Here is a 17,605-nt window from a genome sequence, read left to right on the forward strand (position 1 = left end):
GGCCGGTTTCCCGGGTCAGGCGCAGCAGTTCGTCGCCCGTGCGGAAGGGGTACTTCAGGACCGTGTCGTCGAGCTTGATGCGGTCCGCGCCGACCGCGTCCTCGTCGACGACGAAGCCGCCGCCGACCGAGTAGTACGTCTTCGTCAGGAGTTCGGCGCCGGACGCGTCGTACGCCCAGAGCGTCATGCCGTTCGCGTGGTACGGCAGCGTCTTGCGGCGGTGCAGGATCAGGTCGTCGTCGAAGGAGAAGGGGATCTCCCGCTCGCCGAGCAGCCTCAGGGACTTCCCGGAGCGGATCGCGTCCACGCGCTCGTCCGCCGTCTCGACGTCCACGGTCCGCGGGGAGGCGCCCTCCAGGCCGAGCAGCACCGCCTTCGGGGTTCCGTGGCCGTGGCCGGTCGCACCGAGGGAGCCGTACAACTCGGCGCGTATCGAGGCCGTCGGGGCCAGCAGGCCCTCGTTGTTCAGGCGGCGGGCGAACATCCGTGCCGCGCGCATCGGGCCGACCGTGTGGGAGCTGGACGGGCCGATGCCGATCGAGAAAAGGTCGAAGACCGAGATGGCCACGGTGACTCCTCAACAACAGGTGGTACATGGGCGGACACCGCGCACGTACGTCTCAGTGTGCGCGGTGCCCCGAAGAAAGCGCCCGAACAAGTCGTACGGAGTACGGACCTACTTCAGGCCCGCGTACAGCGGGTGCTTGTCGGCCAGCGCGGACACCCTGGCCTTCAGCGACTCGGCATCGTAGGCGGGCTTCAGCGCCTCGGCGATGATGTCCGCGACCTCGGCGAAGTCCTCGGCCGTGAAACCACGGGTGGCGAGGGCGGGCGTACCGATCCTGAGCCCCGACGTCACCATCGGCGGGCGCGGGTCGTTCGGGACGGCGTTGCGGTTGACCGTGATGCCGACCTCGTGGAGGCGGTCCTCGGCCTGCTGCCCGTCCAGCTCGGAGTGGCGCAGGTCGACAAGGACGAGGTGTACGTCCGTGCCGCCGGACAGCACCGAGACGCCGGCCGAGGTGACGTCGTCCCGCATCAGGCGCTCGGCCAGGATCCGCGCGCCCTCCAGCGTGCGCCGCTGGCGCTCCTTGAACTCCTCCGAGGCCGCGACCTTGAAGGAGACGGCCTTCGCGGCGATCACATGCTCCAGGGGACCGCCCTGCTGACCGGGGAAGACAGCCGAGTTGATCTTCTTCGCGAGATCGGCCGTGGACAGGATCACCCCACCGCGCGGACCGCCCAGCGTCTTGTGGGTGGTGGTCGTGACGACATGCGCGTGCGGGACGGGGTTCGGGTGCAGGCCCGCCGCGACCAGGCCCGCGAAGTGCGCCATGTCGACCATCAGGTACGCGCCGACCTCGTCGGCGATGCGGCGGAAGGCGGCGAAGTCCAGCTGCCGCGGATACGCCGACCAGCCGGCCACGATCAGCTTCGGCCTGGACTCCTTGGCCAGCTTCTCGACCTCGGCCATGTCGACCTGGCCGGTCGCGTCGTCCACGTGGTAAGCGACGACGTTGTAGAGCTTGCCGGAGAAGTTGATCTTCATGCCGTGGGTCAGGTGCCCGCCGTGCGCGAGGTTCAGGCCCATGATCGTGTCGCCGGGCTTGAGCAGGGCGAACATCGCTGCGGCGTTGGCCTGGGCACCCGAGTGCGGCTGGACGTTGGCGTGCTCGGCGCCGAAGAGCTCCTTGATCCGCTCGATGGCGATCCGCTCGACGACGTCGACGTGCTCGCAGCCGCCGTAGTAGCGGCGGCCCGGGTAGCCCTCGGCGTACTTGTTGGTGAGGACCGAGCCCTGGGCCTCCATGACCGCGACCGGAGCGAAGTTCTCCGAGGCGATCATCTCCAGGGTGGACTGCTGACGGTTCAGCTCGGCGTCGACGGCGGCGGCGACGTCCGGGTCGAGTTCGTGCAGGGGCTGGTTCAGAAGCGACATCAGTCAGGAGTCCTTCAGGAGGCGGAGTCGGAGCCGGAGAATTCGGTGTACTCGGCGGCGGAGAGCAGGTCCTTCGGCTCCTCCGCGATCCGTACCTTGAACAGCCAACCGCCCTCGAAGGGCGCGGTGTTCACCAACGCCGGGTCGTCCACGACGTCCTGGTTGATCTCGGTGACCTCACCGGTGACCGGCGAGTACAGATCGCTGACCGACTTCGTCGACTCCAGCTCGCCGCAGGTCTCGCCCGCGGTCACCGTGTCGCCGACCTCGGGGAGCTGGACGTAGACGACGTCGCCGAGCGCGTTGGCCGCGAACTCGGTGATGCCGACCGTCGAGACGCCGTCCTCGGCGACCGACAGCCACTCGTGCTCCTTGCTGTAGCGCAGCTGCTGGGGGTTGCTCATGGCTTGAATTCTCCTGTACGCGGGGGACTGGTGATGAACGGGGTGTCATGCGTGACGAGACCGCGGATACCGGCGGCAGATACGAGACGGCACACGGGAACGTACGTCACGTCGGCGCGCTGCCGAACCGTCGGCGGGACTACTTCTGGCGCTTGTAGAACGGCAACGCCACGACCTCGTACGGCTCGTGGCTGCCCCGGATGTCCACGCCGACACCGGGTGTGCCGGGCGCGGAGTGGGCGGCGTCGACGTACGCCATCGCGATCGGCTTGCCGAGGGTCGGCGAGGGCGCGCCGGAGGTGACCTCGCCGATGACCTTGCCGTCGGTGACGACCGCGTACCCGGCGCGCGGGACTCGGCGGCCCTCGGCGATCAGTCCGACGAGGACGCGTGGCGGGTTCTCCTGAGCCCTGGAGGCGGCTTCGGTGAGCGCCTCGCGCCCCACGAAGTCGCCCTCCTTCTCGAACTTCACGACCCGCCCGAGCCCCGCGTCGAAGGGTGTGAGCGAGGTCGACAGTTCGTGCCCGTACAACGGCATGCCCGCCTCCAGACGCAGCGTGTCCCGGCAGGACAGGCCGCAGGGGACGAGGCCCACGGAGGAACCCGCCTCGGTCAGCGCCTGCCACAGCTTCTCCGCGTCGGCCGGGGCGACGAAGAGCTCGAAGCCGTCCTCGCCGGTGTAGCCGGTGCGCGCGATCAGGGCCGGGACGCCGGCGACCGTGCCGGGCAGGCCCGCGTAGTACTTCAGTCCGTCCAGGTCCGCTTCGGTGAGCGACTTCAGAATGCCGGGGGACTCGGGGCCCTGGACGGCGAGCAGCGCGTACGCGTCGCGGTCGTCGCGGACGTCGGCGTCAAAACCGGCGGCGCGCTCGGCCAGTGCGTCCAGGACGATCTGCGCATTACTCGCATTCGCGACGACCATGTAGTGAGAAGACCCGGCCTCCGTCTCTCCGAGCCGGTACACGATCAGGTCGTCGAGGATGCCGCCGTCCTCACGGCAGATCATGGTGTAGCGGGCGCGGCCGACCTTGACGCTCCCGAGGTTCCCGACCAGCGCGTAGTCGAGCAGCGCGGAGGCCTCCGGTCCGGTGACCGTGATCTCGCCCATGTGGGAGAGGTCGAAGAGACCCGCCTTCGTACGCACGGCGAGGTGCTCGTCGCGCTCGGAGCCGTACCGCAGGGGCATGTCCCAGCCGGCGAAGTCGGTCATCGTGGCGCCGAGCGAACGATGGAGTGCATCGAGTGCGGTACGGCGTGGAGTGGTGCTGCTCATCGGACAGGGCTCCCAAGGCATGACGGCGAGGTCGTTCCTCCCCATCTGTCATCGGAACCTGAGAGGTTCGCCGTGACCTGTACGGTCAATGGCTTGCACCGTGGGTGGAGCCGACCCCCTGGCTACCAGGGGACGGCCCGCTTTTCAGATGTGCCTCGCCCGCGCGGTAACGGGGCCTGAGAGATTCAAGGGAGGGACTTGCTCCTTCGGCGCCCGGACAGTCGTACACCTTCGTGTACACGTGCCCGGAACTCTCCCGCGCGGATTCAAGCGGCCTGTATGCAGTTGGCGCGCACATCATCGCACGCATCGGTGCGGCACGGCAGGGGGGACTTCCACAGGGGCTCAGAGGCGTTCACGTCATTCACAGAGATCTGTGACGGGCCTGTGGCATGGCAAGAACGAAAACGACAGGGTGCACGCATTACCTTCTCTTTACACTCGACGGGGATGGGTCTCCCGACCCCATGGGGAGGACGAACAGCGTGAACAGGACCACGGCGTACGCGACGGGTGCCGCCGTCGCACTGCCCAAGCAGCCCGCTGTCCCGGCTGTCCCGGCCAGGGAGGCGTGCGGCCGGCTCCCGGCGCCCGTCGTCCGTGATCTGCGGGAGCGTGCGGGACACAGTCCGCACGGCCTGCGCTTCGGCGCGGCCGATTTCGTCGTGGTCACGGGCCTGCCGGGCAGCGGCAAGTCGACCCTGATGCGCCGCGCCGTGACGGGCGTGCGCATCGACTCACAGGACACCCGCGACCGCTGGGACCACCGCCTGTCCCGGTTTCTGCCGTACGCGGTCTACCGCCCCCTCGTACGGGCCGCGCACTACGCGGGCCTGCGCCGCGCCCTGCGCTCCGGCGAGGGCGTCGTCGTGCACGACTGCGGCACCCAGGCCTGGGTGCGCAACTGGATCGCGCGCGAGGCCAGGCGCCGCGGCGGCACGCTGCATCTGCTGCTGCTCGACGTCCCGCCGGACACGGCCCTGGACGGCCAGCGCGAGCGCGGCCGCGGGGTCTCGCGGTACGCCTTCGCCCGGCACCGCGCCGCGGTCGCCCGGCTGCTGCGCTCCGTCGAGAAGGGTGACCTGCCGGAAGGCTGCGGTTCGGCCGTCCTCATCGACCGGTCCGCGGCGGACGTGCTGCGGCGGATCGACTTCGGCGACTGAGCGGGATCGGCTGCGGCGACTGAAACGGCTCACGCCAGCCGGGCGCTAGGGTTTTCAGTCGCAGCGGTCGCTGCCCCGGCGGTGGTATCCGGCCTATCCGGCACTGGTTCCGGCAGTGGTTTTCGAGCAGGTGGTAGAGGCAGATGGACTTCCCGGCACAGGCGCACCCCCATCCACACGTCGGCTGGCCCGGCAACGAGTTGGAGGAGGTGCTCGCCGCGTCCCTCGGCGCTCCGGCGGGGCCCTCGGCGGCTGCCCGGATCGTGGAGGTCCTCGGACGCAGCTTCCTCTGGGTGCCACTGCCGAACGGCGGCGGCCCGCACAGCGGCCCGCTGGACCTGCCCGCGATGGAGCTCGGCGGACAGGCGTACGTCCCGGTCTTCAGCTCGGCGCAGCAGTTCCGGCAGATCGCCGGCGACCACATGGCGTACACGATCGCGCCCGCCGTCGAGTTCGCGCGCGGACTGCCGCCGCACGTGGGCATCGCGGTGAACCCGGAGGGCACGGTAGGCATCCCGCTGCCCCCGCCCGCCGTCGCCGAGCTGTGCCGCTCCGGCCGCACCGAGCTGGACGGCCCCGCGAGCGGCGGCCGGGTCCGCCTGTTCGAGCCCGACTGGCAGCAGGACCCGGTGGACTTCCTGACGGCCGCCTCGACCGAGTTCGAAGCCACCGGCGCCGTACGAACCGCCCGCCGCTGCCTGGCAGCCATCGAAACGGCCGCCCCGGTCCTCTTCGTAGGCGTAGAACTGACTTCCTGGGACCCCGAAGCCCGAACCCGCCCCCTGGACGCCCTGGGCAGAGCCCTGACCCGAGCCCCAGCCCCCTGGCCAGTCAACCTGGTCTTCCTGGAAGCAGCCCATGACCCGGTGACGACCTGGCTACGAGAAAGGGTCCGCCCCTTCTACCAAGCTTCGCTGTAGCGCGCCCCGAAGGGGGCGCTCTGCAAGGGGCGCGGGGCTGTGACATATGCGGCTCCGCCGCGGGGCGCGACCGGCTCCGACGCACCCGCCAAAAACGACATCGAGCCCCGAGCTCCAATCGGTTCCGCCAGCGCAGCGCATAAGCTGGTTTCATATCCGAGTCAACTTCTCGAAGGGGCGGTACAGGTGAGCGCCAGCGGCATCGCGGCCGGGCAGGTCGAGCACATGCTGCGCCAGGTCACGCCCGGGCGTTACGACGCCTACGAGGCGCTCCTGCGGGCGCTCGCGGCCCCCTCGGCGGGCCAGATCTGGATGCTGCTCTGGCACGGCCAGGCCGGCTCACCGGACGCCCAGTACGGGAACATGGAGGTGGAGGGCTTCAGCTACGCGCCCTGCGTCACCTCCGCCCAGGAACTCTCGGCCAGCGGCTGGAACCGTTCGTACGAAGTCGTCGACGGCCTCGACGTGGCCCGCACCCTCTACCCCGACCACTACGGCCTGTGGCTGAACCCGCACGCGCCCGGCGGCGGCGTCGGCGTCCCCTGGCTCGACCTGCGCCGCATCGCCACCGGCCTGGAGCGGCAGCCTGCCGGCCCGCTCCGGATGGCCGAGCCGAGCATCGAACTCCCGCAGTTCTACGCCCTCCTGGCGCAGAACGCGCATCGCACCGCCGCCGTGCGCTCGCTGCGCCGCGCCTGGGTGCAGCCCGCGCTGGGCGCTCCGTATCTGGCCATCGGGCTCGATGTGTACGACACGAGTCCGCCCGCCGTGGACTCGGTACGGGCGATGATGCAGCAGTCGATCGGTGTCGTGCCGGAGGGGCTGCCGGTGTCGACCGTCGCGATGTCCGACGAGTACGACCCGGTGGCCATGTGGATGCGGGCCATGACGCGCCCGTTCTACGACCGCGAGGCCCACGCGGCCCCCGCGCAGGCTCCGGTGGCGGGCGGATACGGCTACCCGGACTCGTACTGACACGCTCGTACTGACGCTCCGTCGGACTCCGCCCGGCCCGGCTGACCCGGGCTCACCTCGCCGGATCCCTTCCGTTCGCCTTTCGTTCGACCTCGATTCGACTTCGGATCTGGTTCGGGTTTATTGTCCCGATCTACGCGAGTAAATGTGGCGTGTGACTCTTGGGTATCAACTGTCCCGCGTCCGCACCTCGTTACGTACCGTTCGGATAACGGAACGTCCCAGACAGCATCACGTTTAGGCATCCATTCACCGCCAGGTCTGGCAACAGATCGCTGAACCGTTGAAGACTCCGGCTTCGGGGGTGTTCGCCCCTGTGTACGACGGACTGATCACGCCGCTTACAAGCGGCATGTGGGGGCCGGCTACAGCCGGTTGAGAGGGGTCGCTGCCACGATGACGGCACCATTGCACGAGCCGACCGCGGAAGCGGCCCCGAGTGCTGCCGAGGAGGCGGTGCTCGCCGGCTCCGCCGAGGGCAAGGCGGTACAGGGGCGTTCCCTCGGCCGGATCGCCTGGGAGCGCCTCAAGCGCGACAAGCTGGCCCTCACGGGCGGCGTCATCGTGCTCGCACTGATCGCGATCGCACTGCTCGCACCGGTGATCACCAACCTGGTCGGGCAGGACCCGGAGACGCACCACGAGGACCTGATCGACCCTCTCTTCTCAACCCCCAAGGGCTCCTGGGGCGGCATCAGCGCGGACCACCCCTTCGGCGTCGAACCGGTCAACGGGCGTGACGTGTTCGCCCGCATCGTCTACGGCGCCCGTATCTCGCTCCTGGTCGGCTTCCTGTCCGCCCTCGTCGCGGTCGTGCTCGGCACGGTTCTGGGAGTTCTCGCCGGTTACTTCGGCGGCTGGCTGGACGCGGTCATCAGCCGTGTGATGGACGGTCTGCTGGCCTTCCCGCAGCTGCTCTTCATCATCGCGCTGGTCTCGGTCATGCCGAACCAGATGCTGGGCCTCACCGGCACGGGCGTGCGCATGTTCGTGATGATCCTGGTGATCGGCTTCTTCGGCTGGCCCTATGTCGGACGTGTGGTGCGCGGCCAGACGCTCTCGCTGCGGGAGCGCGAGTACGTCGAGGCCGCCCGCAGCCTCGGGGCCGGGCGGCTGTACATCCTGTTCAAGGAGCTGCTGCCCAACCTCGTCGCGCCCATCATCGTGTACACGACGATGATGATCCCGACCAACATCCTCACCGAAGCGGCACTCAGCTTCCTGGGCGTGGGCGTCAAGCCGCCCACAGCCTCCTGGGGGCAGATGCTCTCGAGCGCGATCGACTACTACGACTCGGACCCCATGTACATGGTGATCCCGGGTGTAGCGATCTTCATCACCGTGCTTGCCTTCAATCTCTTCGGCGACGGCGTGCGCGATGCGCTGGATCCGAAGGGTTCCCGCTGAACTGCCGTACCCCCAGGGCCCGTCATCTGTCGGCGGGCCGCTACACACACGGAGGATCCGAGTGACTACCCAACGCACCACAGGGCGGCGTAAGCAGGCCGTGGCCGCCGCCGGCGTGGTCGCCGCGCTGCTTGCCACGGCGGCGTGCGGCGGCGGCGGCACCGACGAAGGCGGGGAAGGCGGCGCGGCCGGCTTCAATGCCGCCAACAACAAGGTCGCCCAGGCCTCCGAGGTCAAGAAGGGCGGCGAGCTGAAGTTCGCCGGCGTCCAGGACGCCGACTCGTGGGACACCACGCGTGGCTACTACGGCTTCGCCTGGAACTTCATGCGGTACTACAGCCGCACGCTGGTGACCGGCAAGACGGAGCCCGGAGCGAAGGGCGCCGAGGTCACCCCGGACCTCGCCACCAGCACGGCGAAGATCACCGACGACGGCAAGACGTACACGTACACGCTGCGTGACGGGGTGACCTGGGAGGACGGCAAGCCGATCACCTCCAAGGACGTCAAGTACGGCATCGAGCGCCAGTGGGCGCAGGACGTGCTGTCCGGCGGTCCCGTCTACCTGAAGGACGTCCTCGACCCCAAGGGCGAGTACCCGGGCCCCTACAAGGACACGTCCGCGGACAAGCTGGGTCTGAAGGCGATCGAGACCCCGGACGACAAGACCATCGTCTTCAAGCTGCCCGCGGCCAACTCGGACTTCGAGGACATGCTCGCCATGGCCTTCGCCTCGCCGGTCCGTCAGGACAAGGACACCAAGTCCAAGTACGGCCTGAAGCCGTTCTCGTCCGGCCCGTACAAGTTCCAGTCGTACACGCCGAACAAGAAGCTGGTCCTGGTCCGCAACGAGAACTGGAAGCAGGCCTCGGACCCGATCCGCAAGGCGTACCCGGACAAGATCTCGCTGACGCTGTTCACCAACGCCAATGACATGGACCAGCGCCTGATCAACGGTGACTACGATCTGGACATCAACCAGACCGGCATGTCCCCGCAGGGCCGCACCACTGCCCTGAAGGAGCACAAGGGCAACCTGGACAACCCGGTCTCCGGCTACGTCCGCTACGCGGTCTTCCCGCAGAGCGTGAAGCCGTTCGACAACGTGGACTGCCGCAAGGCCGTGCTCTACGGCGCCGACCACGAGTCGCTGCAGACCGCGCGGGGCGGCCCGGTGGCCGGCGGTGACATCGGCACCAACATGCTGCCGCCGTCCGTCCCGGGTGCCGAGGGTCAGAAGTACGACCCGTACGACATGGCGGGCGCGGACAAGAAGGGCAACGTCGCCAAGGCCAAGGAGGCGCTGAAGGCCTGCGGCCAGCCGAACGGCTTCAAGACCACCATCGCGGTCCGCAACAACAAGCCGGTCGAGGTGGCCACCGCCGAGTCCCTGCAGGCGTCGCTGAAGAAGGTTGGCATCGACGCCGAGATCGACCAGTACGACGGTGCGCAGACCAGCGGCATCATCGGCAGCCCCTCGAACGTGGTGAAGAAGGGCTACGGCATCATCATCATGGGCTGGGGCCCGGACTTCCCGACTGTCCAGGGCTTCGGGCTGCCCCTGTGGAACAGCAAGTACATCCTTGAGAGCGGCAACAACAACTACGCCCTGATCAAGGACAAGACGATCGACGGTCTCTTCGCCGACTACGTCACGGAGTTGGACGACGCGAAGAAGGAGCAGCTCTCCACGGAGATCAACCACAAGGTCATGGAGGGCGGCTACTACCTGCCCTTCGTCTTCGAGAAGTTCATCAACTGGCGCGGCAACAACCTGGCGAACGTCTACACGACCGACAACTACAGCGGTCAGTACGACTTCGTGAACCTGGGTCTGAAGAAGTAAATCCGACCGGCGCACCCGCCATACGGCACGAAAGGCAGGTGAAGGCCGGCGCGGCGTGATCCGTGGGCCACCGGAAGACCTCCGGTGGCCCACGGTCCGCCGCCGGGCCGAGAGCAGTGCTCGCTTACCTCACCAGGCGGCTCTTCGCCGCCGCAGTGATGCTGGTGGTCATCATCCTGGTGGTCTTCTGCATCTTCTTCCTCGTCCCCCGCTGGGCGGGCGTGGACCCGGCCACGATGTTCGTGGGCAAGCAGGCCGACCCACAGGCCATCGAGGACGTGCGCCAGAAGCTCGGCCTCGGCGAGCCGATCCTCGTCCAGGTCTGGGAGTTCTTCAAAGGCCTCTTCATGGGTCGCACGTACGCGGCGGGCGGCGACGTCACGGAGTGCGCGGCCCCCTGCTTCGGCTACTCCTTCCGCAACGAGCAGGCCATCTGGCCGGTGCTCACCGACCGCTTCCCGGTGACCCTGGCCCTCGCGCTCGGTGCCGCCGTGCTGTGGCTGCTGTTCGGTGTCGCGGCGGGCGTGCTCTCCGCGCTCAAGCGCGGCTCCCTGTGGGACCGCGGCGCGATGGTCGTCGCTCTCGCCGGTGTCTCGCTGCCCATCTACTTCACCGGCCTGCTGTCGCTGGCGATCTTCAGCTATGGACTCGGCTGGCTCGACGCCCAGTACGTCCCCATCGAGGAAAGCTTCACCGGCTGGCTCGGCGGCATGATCCTGCCCTGGATCACGCTCGCCTTCCTCTACGCGGCGATGTACGCCCGGATCACCAGAGCCACGATGCTGGAGGTCATGGGCGAGGACTACATCCGCACCGCCCGCGCCAAGGGCCTGCGCGAGCCTGTCGTCATAGGCAAGCACGCCATGCGTTCCACCATGACGCCGATCCTCACCATGCTCGGCATGGACCTCGGCGCCCTGATCGGCGGCGCGATCCTCACCGAGACCACCTTCAGTCTTCCCGGCCTCGGACAGGCGGTCCTCAAGGCGATCAGCGACAAGGACCTCCCGGTGATCCTGGGCGTCACGCTGATCACCTCGCTCGCGGTGATCGTCGCCAACCTCGTCGTGGACATTCTGTACGCCGTGATCGACCCCCGAGTGAGGCTCGCATGACCGAACTCAGCAAGAGCGGGGCGGCGCTGGGCGAGCCCGTGAAGGACTCGCCCGCCCCGACCGCCTTCCTCGAAGTCCGCGACCTGAAGGTGCACTTCCCGACCGACGACGGACTGGTCAAGTCCGTCGACGGGCTCAGCTTCACGCTGGAGAAGGGCAAGACCCTCGGCATCGTGGGCGAGTCCGGCTCGGGCAAGTCGGTGACCTCGCTCGGCATCATGGGCCTGCACACCACCGGCCAGTACGGCAAGCGCAAGGCGCAGATCTCCGGCGAGATCTGGCTGGACGGCACGGAACTGCTCACCGCCGACCCCGACCACGTACGCAAACTGCGTGGCCGCGAGATGGCGATGATCTTCCAGGACCCGCTGTCGGCGCTGCACCCGTACTACACGATCGGCCACCAGATCGTGGAGGCGTACCGCATACACCACGACGTCGACAAGAAGACCGCGCGGCGGCGCGCGATCGAGATGCTCGACCGCGTGGGCATCCCGCAGCCGGACAAGCGCGTCGACGGCTACCCGCACGAGTTCTCCGGCGGTATGCGCCAGCGCGCAATGATCGCGATGTCGCTGGTCAACAACCCCGAACTGCTCATCGCGGACGAGCCGACGACCGCCCTGGACGTGACCGTCCAGGCGCAGATCCTCGACCTGATCCGGGATCTGCAGAAGGAGTTCGGCTCCGCGGTCATCGTCATCACCCACGACCTGGGCGTCGTCGCCGAGCTCTCCGACGACATCCTGGTGATGTACGGCGGCCGCTGCGTCGAGCGCGGCCCGGCCGAGAAGGTCTTCTACGAGCCCCGGCACCCCTACACCTGGGGCCTGTTGGGCTCGATGCCGCGCCTGGACCGCGACCAGCAGGAGCGGCTCATCCCGGTCAAGGGCTCCCCGCCCTCGCTGATCAACATCCCGTCGGGCTGCGCCTTCAACCCGCGCTGCCCGTACGCGGACGTCCCCAAGGACAACGTCACCCGCACGGTCCGCCCCGAGCTGGCCGAGGTCGGCAGCCACCACTGGGCCGCCTGCCATATGACGCAGGAGCAGCGGGAGCGTATCTGGACCGAAGAGATTGCGCCCAAGCTGTGAGTGAGAAACCCGAGGACGCGGCAGTGACCAAACCCGCAGAGAGCGACGGCGCGGGCCCGAAGACGGCCCCGGGCGCGACCCTCACCAAGGACGCCGCCCCCGGCGAGACCCTGCTGAAGGTGACCGGGCTCCAGAAGCACTTCCCGATCCGCAAGGGCCTGCTCCAGCGGCAGGTCGGCGCGGTGCGGGCGGTCGACGGCATCGACTTCGAGGTCAAGTCCGGCGAGACGCTCGGCGTCGTCGGCGAATCGGGCTGCGGCAAGTCGACGATGGGCCGGCTGATCACCAGGCTGCTCGAACCGACCGCCGGCACCGTGGAGTTCGAGGGCAGGGACATCACGCACCTCGGGGTCGGCGGTATGCGCCCGATGCGCCGTGACGTCCAGATGATCTTCCAGGACCCGTACTCGTCGCTGAACCCGCGCCACACGATCGGCACCATCGTCGGGGCCCCCTTCAAGCTCCAGGGCGTCACGCCCGAGGGCGGCATCAAGAAGGAGGTCCAGCGGCTGCTGTCGGTGGTCGGCCTCAACCCCGAGCACTACAACCGCTATCCGCACGAGTTCTCCGGCGGCCAGCGCCAGCGCATCGGCATCGCCCGCGCGCTCGCGCTCAACCCGAAGCTGGTCGTGGCGGACGAGCCGGTCTCCGCGCTGGACGTGTCCATCCAGGCGCAGGTCGTGAACCTGCTGGACGACCTCCAGCAGGAGCTGGGCCTGACGTACGTGATCATCGCGCACGACCTGTCCGTCGTACGCCATGTCTCGGACCGTATCGCGGTGATGTACCTCGGCAAGATCGTCGAGCTCGCGGACCGCGACTCGCTCTACAAGGCGCCGATGCACCCGTACACCAAGGCGCTGATGTCGGCCGTGCCCATCCCGGACCCCCGGCGCCGGGCCGCCAAGAGCGAGCGCATCCTGCTCAAGGGCGATGTGCCCTCGCCGATCTCCCCGCCGAGCGGCTGCCGCTTCCACACCCGGTGCTGGAAGGCCACGGAGATCTGCACCACCAAGGAGCCGCCGCTCCTTGAGCTGAAGCCCGGTCAGCAGGTCGCCTGCCACCACCCGGAGAACGCGGAGGACCAGGCGCCGCAGGACACGGTGCTGCTGTCGGCGGCGAAGGAGGCGGTGGAGCTGGTGCCGGACGCGGTGGTGGCTGCGGACGCGGCTCAGAAGGCTCGGGTGGAGGAATCGGGCGAGGCGTCCAAGGACGCCAAGTAGTAGCCCACGCACACGGAAACGGGAGAGCGCACACGCGCTCTCCCGTTTCCGTTTCCGTGTCAGCGGGGAGATGTCACGTGGCCGAAACCTCAAAAGCTACTGCTTAGTAATTTCTTGTTGTACCGTTCAGGCATGTCAGAAGCAGCTCTCGTACAGGCAACGATCGGCGACAGCGAGTTCGACCGCGACACCGCGGTCACGCGCCGCGCACCCGGCGTCTACGACATCGACCTGTCCGCCGGATGGACGATCATCAACGCCGTCAACGGCGGTTATCTGCTGGCCGTTCTGGGCCGCGCACTCGCGGACACCCTTCCGCACGGCGACCCGTTCACCATCTCCGCGCACTACCTGACCGCATCCGAGCCGGGTCCGGCGGTCGTCCGCACGGACCTCGTACGCACCGGCCGCACTCTGTCGACGGGACAGGCGTCCCTCTTCCAGTACGACGACCAAGGCCGGGAGGTCGAGCGCATCCGCGTTCTCGCCTCCTACGGCGACTTGGACGAACTCCCCGACGACGTACGGACGTCGGCGAAGCCGCCGGCGATTCCGCCGCTGGACCAGTGCTTCGGCCCCGCCGATGCGCCCGCTCCCGTCCCCGGCAGCTCCGCCATCACCGACCGGCTGATGCTCAAGCTCGACCCCTCCACCCTGGGCTGGGCCCTCGGCTCGCCGTCCGGCAAGGGGGAGATGCGGGCCTGGTTCGGGCTCGCCGACGGCCGGGACGCCGACCCCTTCTCGCTGCTCCTCGCGGTCGACGCGCTGCCGCCGACCGCCTTCGAACTGGGCCTGTCCGGCTGGGTCCCGACCGTCGAGCTGACCGTGCACATACGCTGCCGTCCGGCGCCGGGTCCGCTACGGATCTCGATCACCACGCGCAACCTCGCCGGCGGTTTCCTGGAAGAGGACGCCGAGGTCTGGGACAGCGCGGACAGGCTGGTGGCGCAGTCGCGACAGCTCGCGCGGGTCAGGCTCTGACCCTGTTCAGTGCAGGGCGATCAGGCGACTGAAGGGCGCGTACGACGGCTTCGTACGCGCCCTTCGTATGCATTCTTCGTGAGCGTCCCTGCACGGGAGTTCACCCCAGCCAGTGACGGCGGCCGACGGCGATCAGGCGCATACGGCGGGTCGCCACCCGGATGACCTGACCCTGCTCCTCGGGGGACGCGTCCAGGAGGTTGGAGGCGGTCATCAGCATCTGGTCGACGTACAGACCCGCGAGCATCAAGAGGTCGTCGTCGTTCCAGCCGGCCGACTCCGGGTGCTCGGCCAGTGCGGTCCTCACCTCGTCGGTGAACCGGGCGAGTTGCTCCGCTATCGCGGCCCGGACCTTCTGGACTCCGCCATTCCGTTCACGGGCGATAAAGCGGATGTGTGCCGGGTACTCGCGTACGTGACGGGCGATCAGCTCGACGGCGCGCTCGATACGTTCGTCGCCGTCGCCGGCTGCGGACACCGTGCCGGCGATCACGGCGTGCAGGCTGCCCAGCGCCTCCTCGACCAGGGCCACACCGAGATCCGCCGTCGAGGGGAAGTGCCGGTAGAAGGCGGTCGGGGCGACGCCCACGGCCCTGGTGACCTCGCGCAGGCCCAGACTGCTGAGGCTCTGCTCCTCCAGCAGACCCAGCGCGGCGTCCAGGAACGCCTGCCTCGTCTTCTGTTTCCGGGCCTGCCGGACGCCGAGGGTGTGACTCATGCCATGCAGTTAACAACTGTTCTCTGTGATTTGAAAAGTCATGAACGCGCTAGACTGGGAAGTCAGTGAACAACTGTAGCTACAAGCGTTCACTGATCAACGATTACGACCCACGACACCACGAGAGGCATCTCATGCTGTTCCTCGTCGCGGCACTCCTGCTGCTGGGCGTCGTCCTGGGCACCGTGGCCCACGCGCCGCTCTCCTTCACCCTCGTCGCCGCCGCGGTCATCGGCGTCTGGCTGGCCGTGTTCGCGGCCCGCGAGCGTCACTCACGCCGCCACGAGAACACCAACTGACCACGTCCCTACGCCTGTTGGGAGCAGACTCATGCAGCTGACCACCGCCGCGCCCCAGCGCCGTAACGCCGTCCGTCGTGACGCCGACGGCATGGCCGTGGCGTCCTTCATCCTCGGCCTTGTGGGCCTCCTGGTCTTCAACATCTTCCTGGGCCCCATTGCCATAGCCCTGGCCTCGGTGGCTCTTTACCGCAACACCACCCGCCCCGGCCGCGCCTATCTGGGCCTGGGCCTCGGCGTCGCCGACCTCCTGGTCCTGGCGGCCTTCATGTCGGCGGACAACACGTTGTCGTGGAGCCTCGGCAGCTGACGGACCGGCCCAACGGAGCCACACCACAGCGGGCTCTAGAATTGGGCCCACCATGGCATACCTCGACCACGCCGCGACCACCCCCATGCTCCCGGAGGCGGTCGAGGCAATGACCGCCCAGCTGAGCGCAACCGGCAACGCCTCCTCCCTGCACGCAGCCGGCCGCCGCGCGCGGCGAACCGTCGAGGAAGCCCGCGAAACCCTGGCGGCAGCCCTCGGCGCACGCCCCAGCGAGGTGGTCTTCACCTCCGGCGGCACCGAGGCCGACAACCTCGCCGTGAAGGGCCTGTACTGGTCCCGCCGCGACGTCGACCCGTCCCGCACCCGGGTCCTCGCCAGCCCTGTGGAGCACCACGCCGTCCTCGACGCCGTGCACTGGCTCGGCGAACACGAGGGCGCCACGGTCGAGTACCTCCCGGTCGACCCGTACGGCCGCGTCCACCCCGAAGCCCTGCGCGAGGCCATCGCCCGCAACCCCGACGATGTGGCCCTCGCCACGATCATGTGGGCGAACAACGAGATCGGCACGGTGCTGCCGGTCCGCGAACTGGCCGATGTCGCCGCCGAGTTCGACATCCCCCTGCACGCCGACGCCGTCCAGGCCTTCGGCCAGCTCCCCGTCGACTTCGGCGCCTCCGGGCTCGCCGCGATGTCCGTCTCCGGCCACAAGATCGGCGGCCCGTACGGCATCGGGGCTCTGCTCCTCGGCCGCGAGTACAGCCCCGTACCCGTCCTGCACGGCGGCGGCCAGGAGCGCCACGTCCGCTCCGGGACCCTGGACGTGCCCGCCGTCGCCGCGTTCGCCGTCGCCGGCCGGACCGCCGCAGAGCAGCGCGAGTGGTTCGCCCGCGAGATCGGCGCCCTGCGGGACGACCTGATCGACGCCGTACGCAAGGCCGTCCCCGAGGCCATCCTCGGCGGCGACCCGGCCGGCGAGGGGCGACTGCCCGCGAACGCCCACTTCACGTTCCCCGGTTGTGAGGGCGACTCGCTGCTGCTGCTCCTGGACGCGCAGGGCATCGAGTGCTCCACGGGTTCGGCGTGCACGGCGGGCGTGGCCCAGCCCAGCCATGTCCTCCTTGCCACGGGCACCGACCCCGACCTGGCCCGCGGCACCCTCCGCTTCTCCCTCGGCCACACGTCCACGGAGGCGGACGTCGAAGCGGTGGCCAAGGCGATCGGCCCGGCGGTGGAGAGGGCGCGGACGGCTGGGCTCAGCTGAGGCCCAGCAGCGCCGTAGCTACGCCTTGGCCGTACGAGCCTGTCGTACGAGCGGTATGTACCGGTCCCAGTCCCAGCCCGGACCTGGATCCGTGTGGTCCGTGCCCGGCACTTCGACGTGGCCGATGATGTGCTTGCGGTCGATCGGGATCTTGTAGCGCGCGCAGACTCGTGCCGTGACGCGGGCCGAGGCCTCGTACATCGCGTCCGTGAAGTCCTCCGGCTTGTCCACGAAGCCTTCGTGCTCTATGCCGATGCTGCGTTCGTTGTAGTCGCGGTTGCCGGCGTGGAAGGCCACGTCCAGCTCGCGGATCATCTGGGCGACGTAGCCGTCCTTGCGGACGATGTAGTGGGTCGCGGCGCCGTGCCCGGGGTCCTGGAAGACCTTCACCGCGCTGTCGAAGCTGCCCTGGGTGACGTGGATGATCACCCGGTCTATGCCGTAGTCCTCGGGACGGTCCGCCGTCCGCAGGTTCGCCGACGAGGCCGCCACCCAGCCGGCGCCCGCGAAGTCGACCTCGCCCAGCTTGCGCGGCTTCTCCATGCCGGGCATGCGCCACCACATGCGGGACATGTCGTCCCACGCGAGCGCGGCGGTGCCCGCGGCGGCTGCCGTGCCGCCGATCAGCAGCGCTCGGCGCCCGATGCGCCGGTCCGCATCCCCTGCCCTGTGGGTCCTATGGCTGTTCGTCTCGCCCATGTGATCTCAAACGGATA

18 protein-coding genes and 1 riboswitch are annotated in these 17,605 nt (G+C 68.8%); of the genes, 12 read left to right on the forward strand and 6 right to left on the reverse strand.

Annotated features, from left to right (window positions below):
- The 4 genes from ACGFNK_RS32515 to gcvT all read right to left on the reverse strand — a co-directional run.
- Nucleotides 1-568 (reverse strand): serine dehydratase beta chain (locus ACGFNK_RS32515; protein ID WP_393421629.1); only part of this gene is annotated, 568 nt, incomplete at its 3' end.
- 108 nt (nt 569-676) lie between these two features.
- Nucleotides 677-1,939: a serine hydroxymethyltransferase gene (gene glyA, locus ACGFNK_RS32520; RefSeq protein WP_393421631.1), complete on the reverse strand. Its 1,263-nt coding sequence runs from the start codon at nt 1,937-1,939 to the stop codon at nt 677-679.
- 14 nt (nt 1,940-1,953) lie between these two features.
- The gene (gcvH, locus tag ACGFNK_RS32525; RefSeq protein ID WP_386349670.1) at nt 1,954-2,343 is read right to left on the reverse strand and encodes a glycine cleavage system protein GcvH; all 390 of its coding nucleotides are present in this window, start codon (nt 2,341-2,343) and stop codon (nt 1,954-1,956) included.
- 139 nt (nt 2,344-2,482) lie between these two features.
- The gene (gene gcvT, locus ACGFNK_RS32530; RefSeq protein WP_393421633.1) at nt 2,483-3,616 is read right to left on the reverse strand and encodes a glycine cleavage system aminomethyltransferase GcvT; all 1,134 of its coding nucleotides are present in this window, start codon (nt 3,614-3,616) and stop codon (nt 2,483-2,485) included.
- Nucleotides 3,617-3,770: 154 nt separating this feature from the next.
- A riboswitch (glycine riboswitch) is annotated at nt 3,771-3,885 on the reverse strand.
- A 198-nt stretch (nt 3,886-4,083) separates the two neighbouring features.
- Here gcvT and ACGFNK_RS32535 point away from each other — a divergent pair.
- The 9 genes from ACGFNK_RS32535 to ACGFNK_RS32575 all read left to right on the forward strand — a co-directional run bounded on the left by ACGFNK_RS32535 (nt 4,084) and on the right by ACGFNK_RS32575 (nt 14,340).
- Nucleotides 4,084-4,779 (forward strand): AAA family ATPase, encoded by a 696-nt coding sequence (locus ACGFNK_RS32535; protein ID WP_393421635.1) that lies wholly within the window; start codon nt 4,084-4,086, stop codon nt 4,777-4,779.
- Between the two features lie 143 nt (nt 4,780-4,922).
- Nucleotides 4,923-5,699, forward strand: coding sequence for an enhanced serine sensitivity protein SseB (locus tag ACGFNK_RS32540; protein ID WP_393421637.1), 777 nt, complete (start codon nt 4,923-4,925; stop codon nt 5,697-5,699).
- Nucleotides 5,700-5,885: 186 nt separating this feature from the next.
- Nucleotides 5,886-6,674, forward strand: a complete 789-nt coding sequence (locus tag ACGFNK_RS32545; protein WP_393421639.1) for an enhanced serine sensitivity protein SseB C-terminal domain-containing protein — start codon at nt 5,886-5,888, stop codon at nt 6,672-6,674.
- 396 nt (nt 6,675-7,070) lie between these two features.
- Entirely contained in the window at nt 7,071-8,081 is a 1,011-nt protein-coding gene (locus tag ACGFNK_RS32550) for an ABC transporter permease (RefSeq protein WP_393421641.1), read from the forward strand.
- Nucleotides 8,082-8,142: 61 nt separating this feature from the next.
- Nucleotides 8,143-9,927, forward strand: coding sequence for an ABC transporter substrate-binding protein (locus ACGFNK_RS32555; protein ID WP_393421643.1), 1,785 nt, complete (start codon nt 8,143-8,145; stop codon nt 9,925-9,927).
- A 116-nt stretch (nt 9,928-10,043) separates the two neighbouring features.
- Entirely contained in the window at nt 10,044-11,042 is a 999-nt protein-coding gene (locus ACGFNK_RS32560; protein WP_386357131.1) for an ABC transporter permease, read from the forward strand.
- Nucleotides 11,039-12,136: an ABC transporter ATP-binding protein gene (locus ACGFNK_RS32565; RefSeq protein WP_386357129.1), complete on the forward strand. Its 1,098-nt coding sequence runs from the start codon at nt 11,039-11,041 to the stop codon at nt 12,134-12,136. The genes ACGFNK_RS32560 and ACGFNK_RS32565 overlap by 4 nt, the downstream gene beginning before the upstream one ends.
- A gap of 23 nt (nt 12,137-12,159) precedes the next feature.
- Nucleotides 12,160-13,359: an ABC transporter ATP-binding protein gene (locus tag ACGFNK_RS32570; RefSeq protein WP_393421645.1), complete on the forward strand. Its 1,200-nt coding sequence runs from the start codon at nt 12,160-12,162 to the stop codon at nt 13,357-13,359.
- 132 nt (nt 13,360-13,491) lie between these two features.
- Nucleotides 13,492-14,340, forward strand: a complete 849-nt coding sequence (locus tag ACGFNK_RS32575; RefSeq protein WP_393421647.1) for a thioesterase family protein — start codon at nt 13,492-13,494, stop codon at nt 14,338-14,340.
- 100 nt (nt 14,341-14,440) lie between these two features.
- Here ACGFNK_RS32575 and ACGFNK_RS32580 read toward each other — a convergent pair whose 3' ends face one another.
- Nucleotides 14,441-15,058: a TetR family transcriptional regulator gene (locus ACGFNK_RS32580; RefSeq protein ID WP_393421649.1), complete on the reverse strand. Its 618-nt coding sequence runs from the start codon at nt 15,056-15,058 to the stop codon at nt 14,441-14,443.
- A 65-nt stretch (nt 15,059-15,123) separates the two neighbouring features.
- Here ACGFNK_RS32580 and ACGFNK_RS32585 point away from each other — a divergent pair, with 65 nt between their 5' ends.
- Genes ACGFNK_RS32585 through ACGFNK_RS32595 form a run of 3 tightly spaced genes read left to right on the forward strand, consistent with a single transcriptional unit; the run spans nt 15,124 to nt 16,889 of the window.
- Entirely contained in the window at nt 15,124-15,357 is a 234-nt protein-coding gene (locus ACGFNK_RS32585; RefSeq protein WP_393421967.1) for a hypothetical protein, read from the forward strand.
- A 31-nt stretch (nt 15,358-15,388) separates the two neighbouring features.
- On the forward strand, nt 15,389-15,667 hold the full coding sequence (locus tag ACGFNK_RS32590; protein WP_393421651.1) for a DUF4190 domain-containing protein: 279 nt from the start codon (nt 15,389-15,391) through the stop codon (nt 15,665-15,667).
- A gap of 52 nt (nt 15,668-15,719) precedes the next feature.
- On the forward strand, nt 15,720-16,889 hold the full coding sequence (locus tag ACGFNK_RS32595; protein WP_393421653.1) for a cysteine desulfurase family protein: 1,170 nt from the start codon (nt 15,720-15,722) through the stop codon (nt 16,887-16,889).
- 18 nt (nt 16,890-16,907) lie between these two features.
- Here ACGFNK_RS32595 and ACGFNK_RS32600 read toward each other — a convergent pair whose 3' ends face one another.
- Nucleotides 16,908-17,588 carry an N-acetylmuramoyl-L-alanine amidase gene (locus ACGFNK_RS32600; RefSeq protein WP_393421655.1) on the reverse strand — a complete coding sequence of 227 codons (681 nt, stop codon included), beginning with the start codon at nt 17,586-17,588 and terminating at the stop codon, nt 16,908-16,910.
- Nucleotides 17,589-17,605 lie beyond the last annotated feature (17 nt).

The organism is Streptomyces sp. NPDC048825, assembly GCF_043198355.1.
Taxonomy (GTDB): domain Bacteria; phylum Actinomycetota; class Actinomycetes; order Streptomycetales; family Streptomycetaceae; genus Streptomyces; species Streptomyces xiangluensis.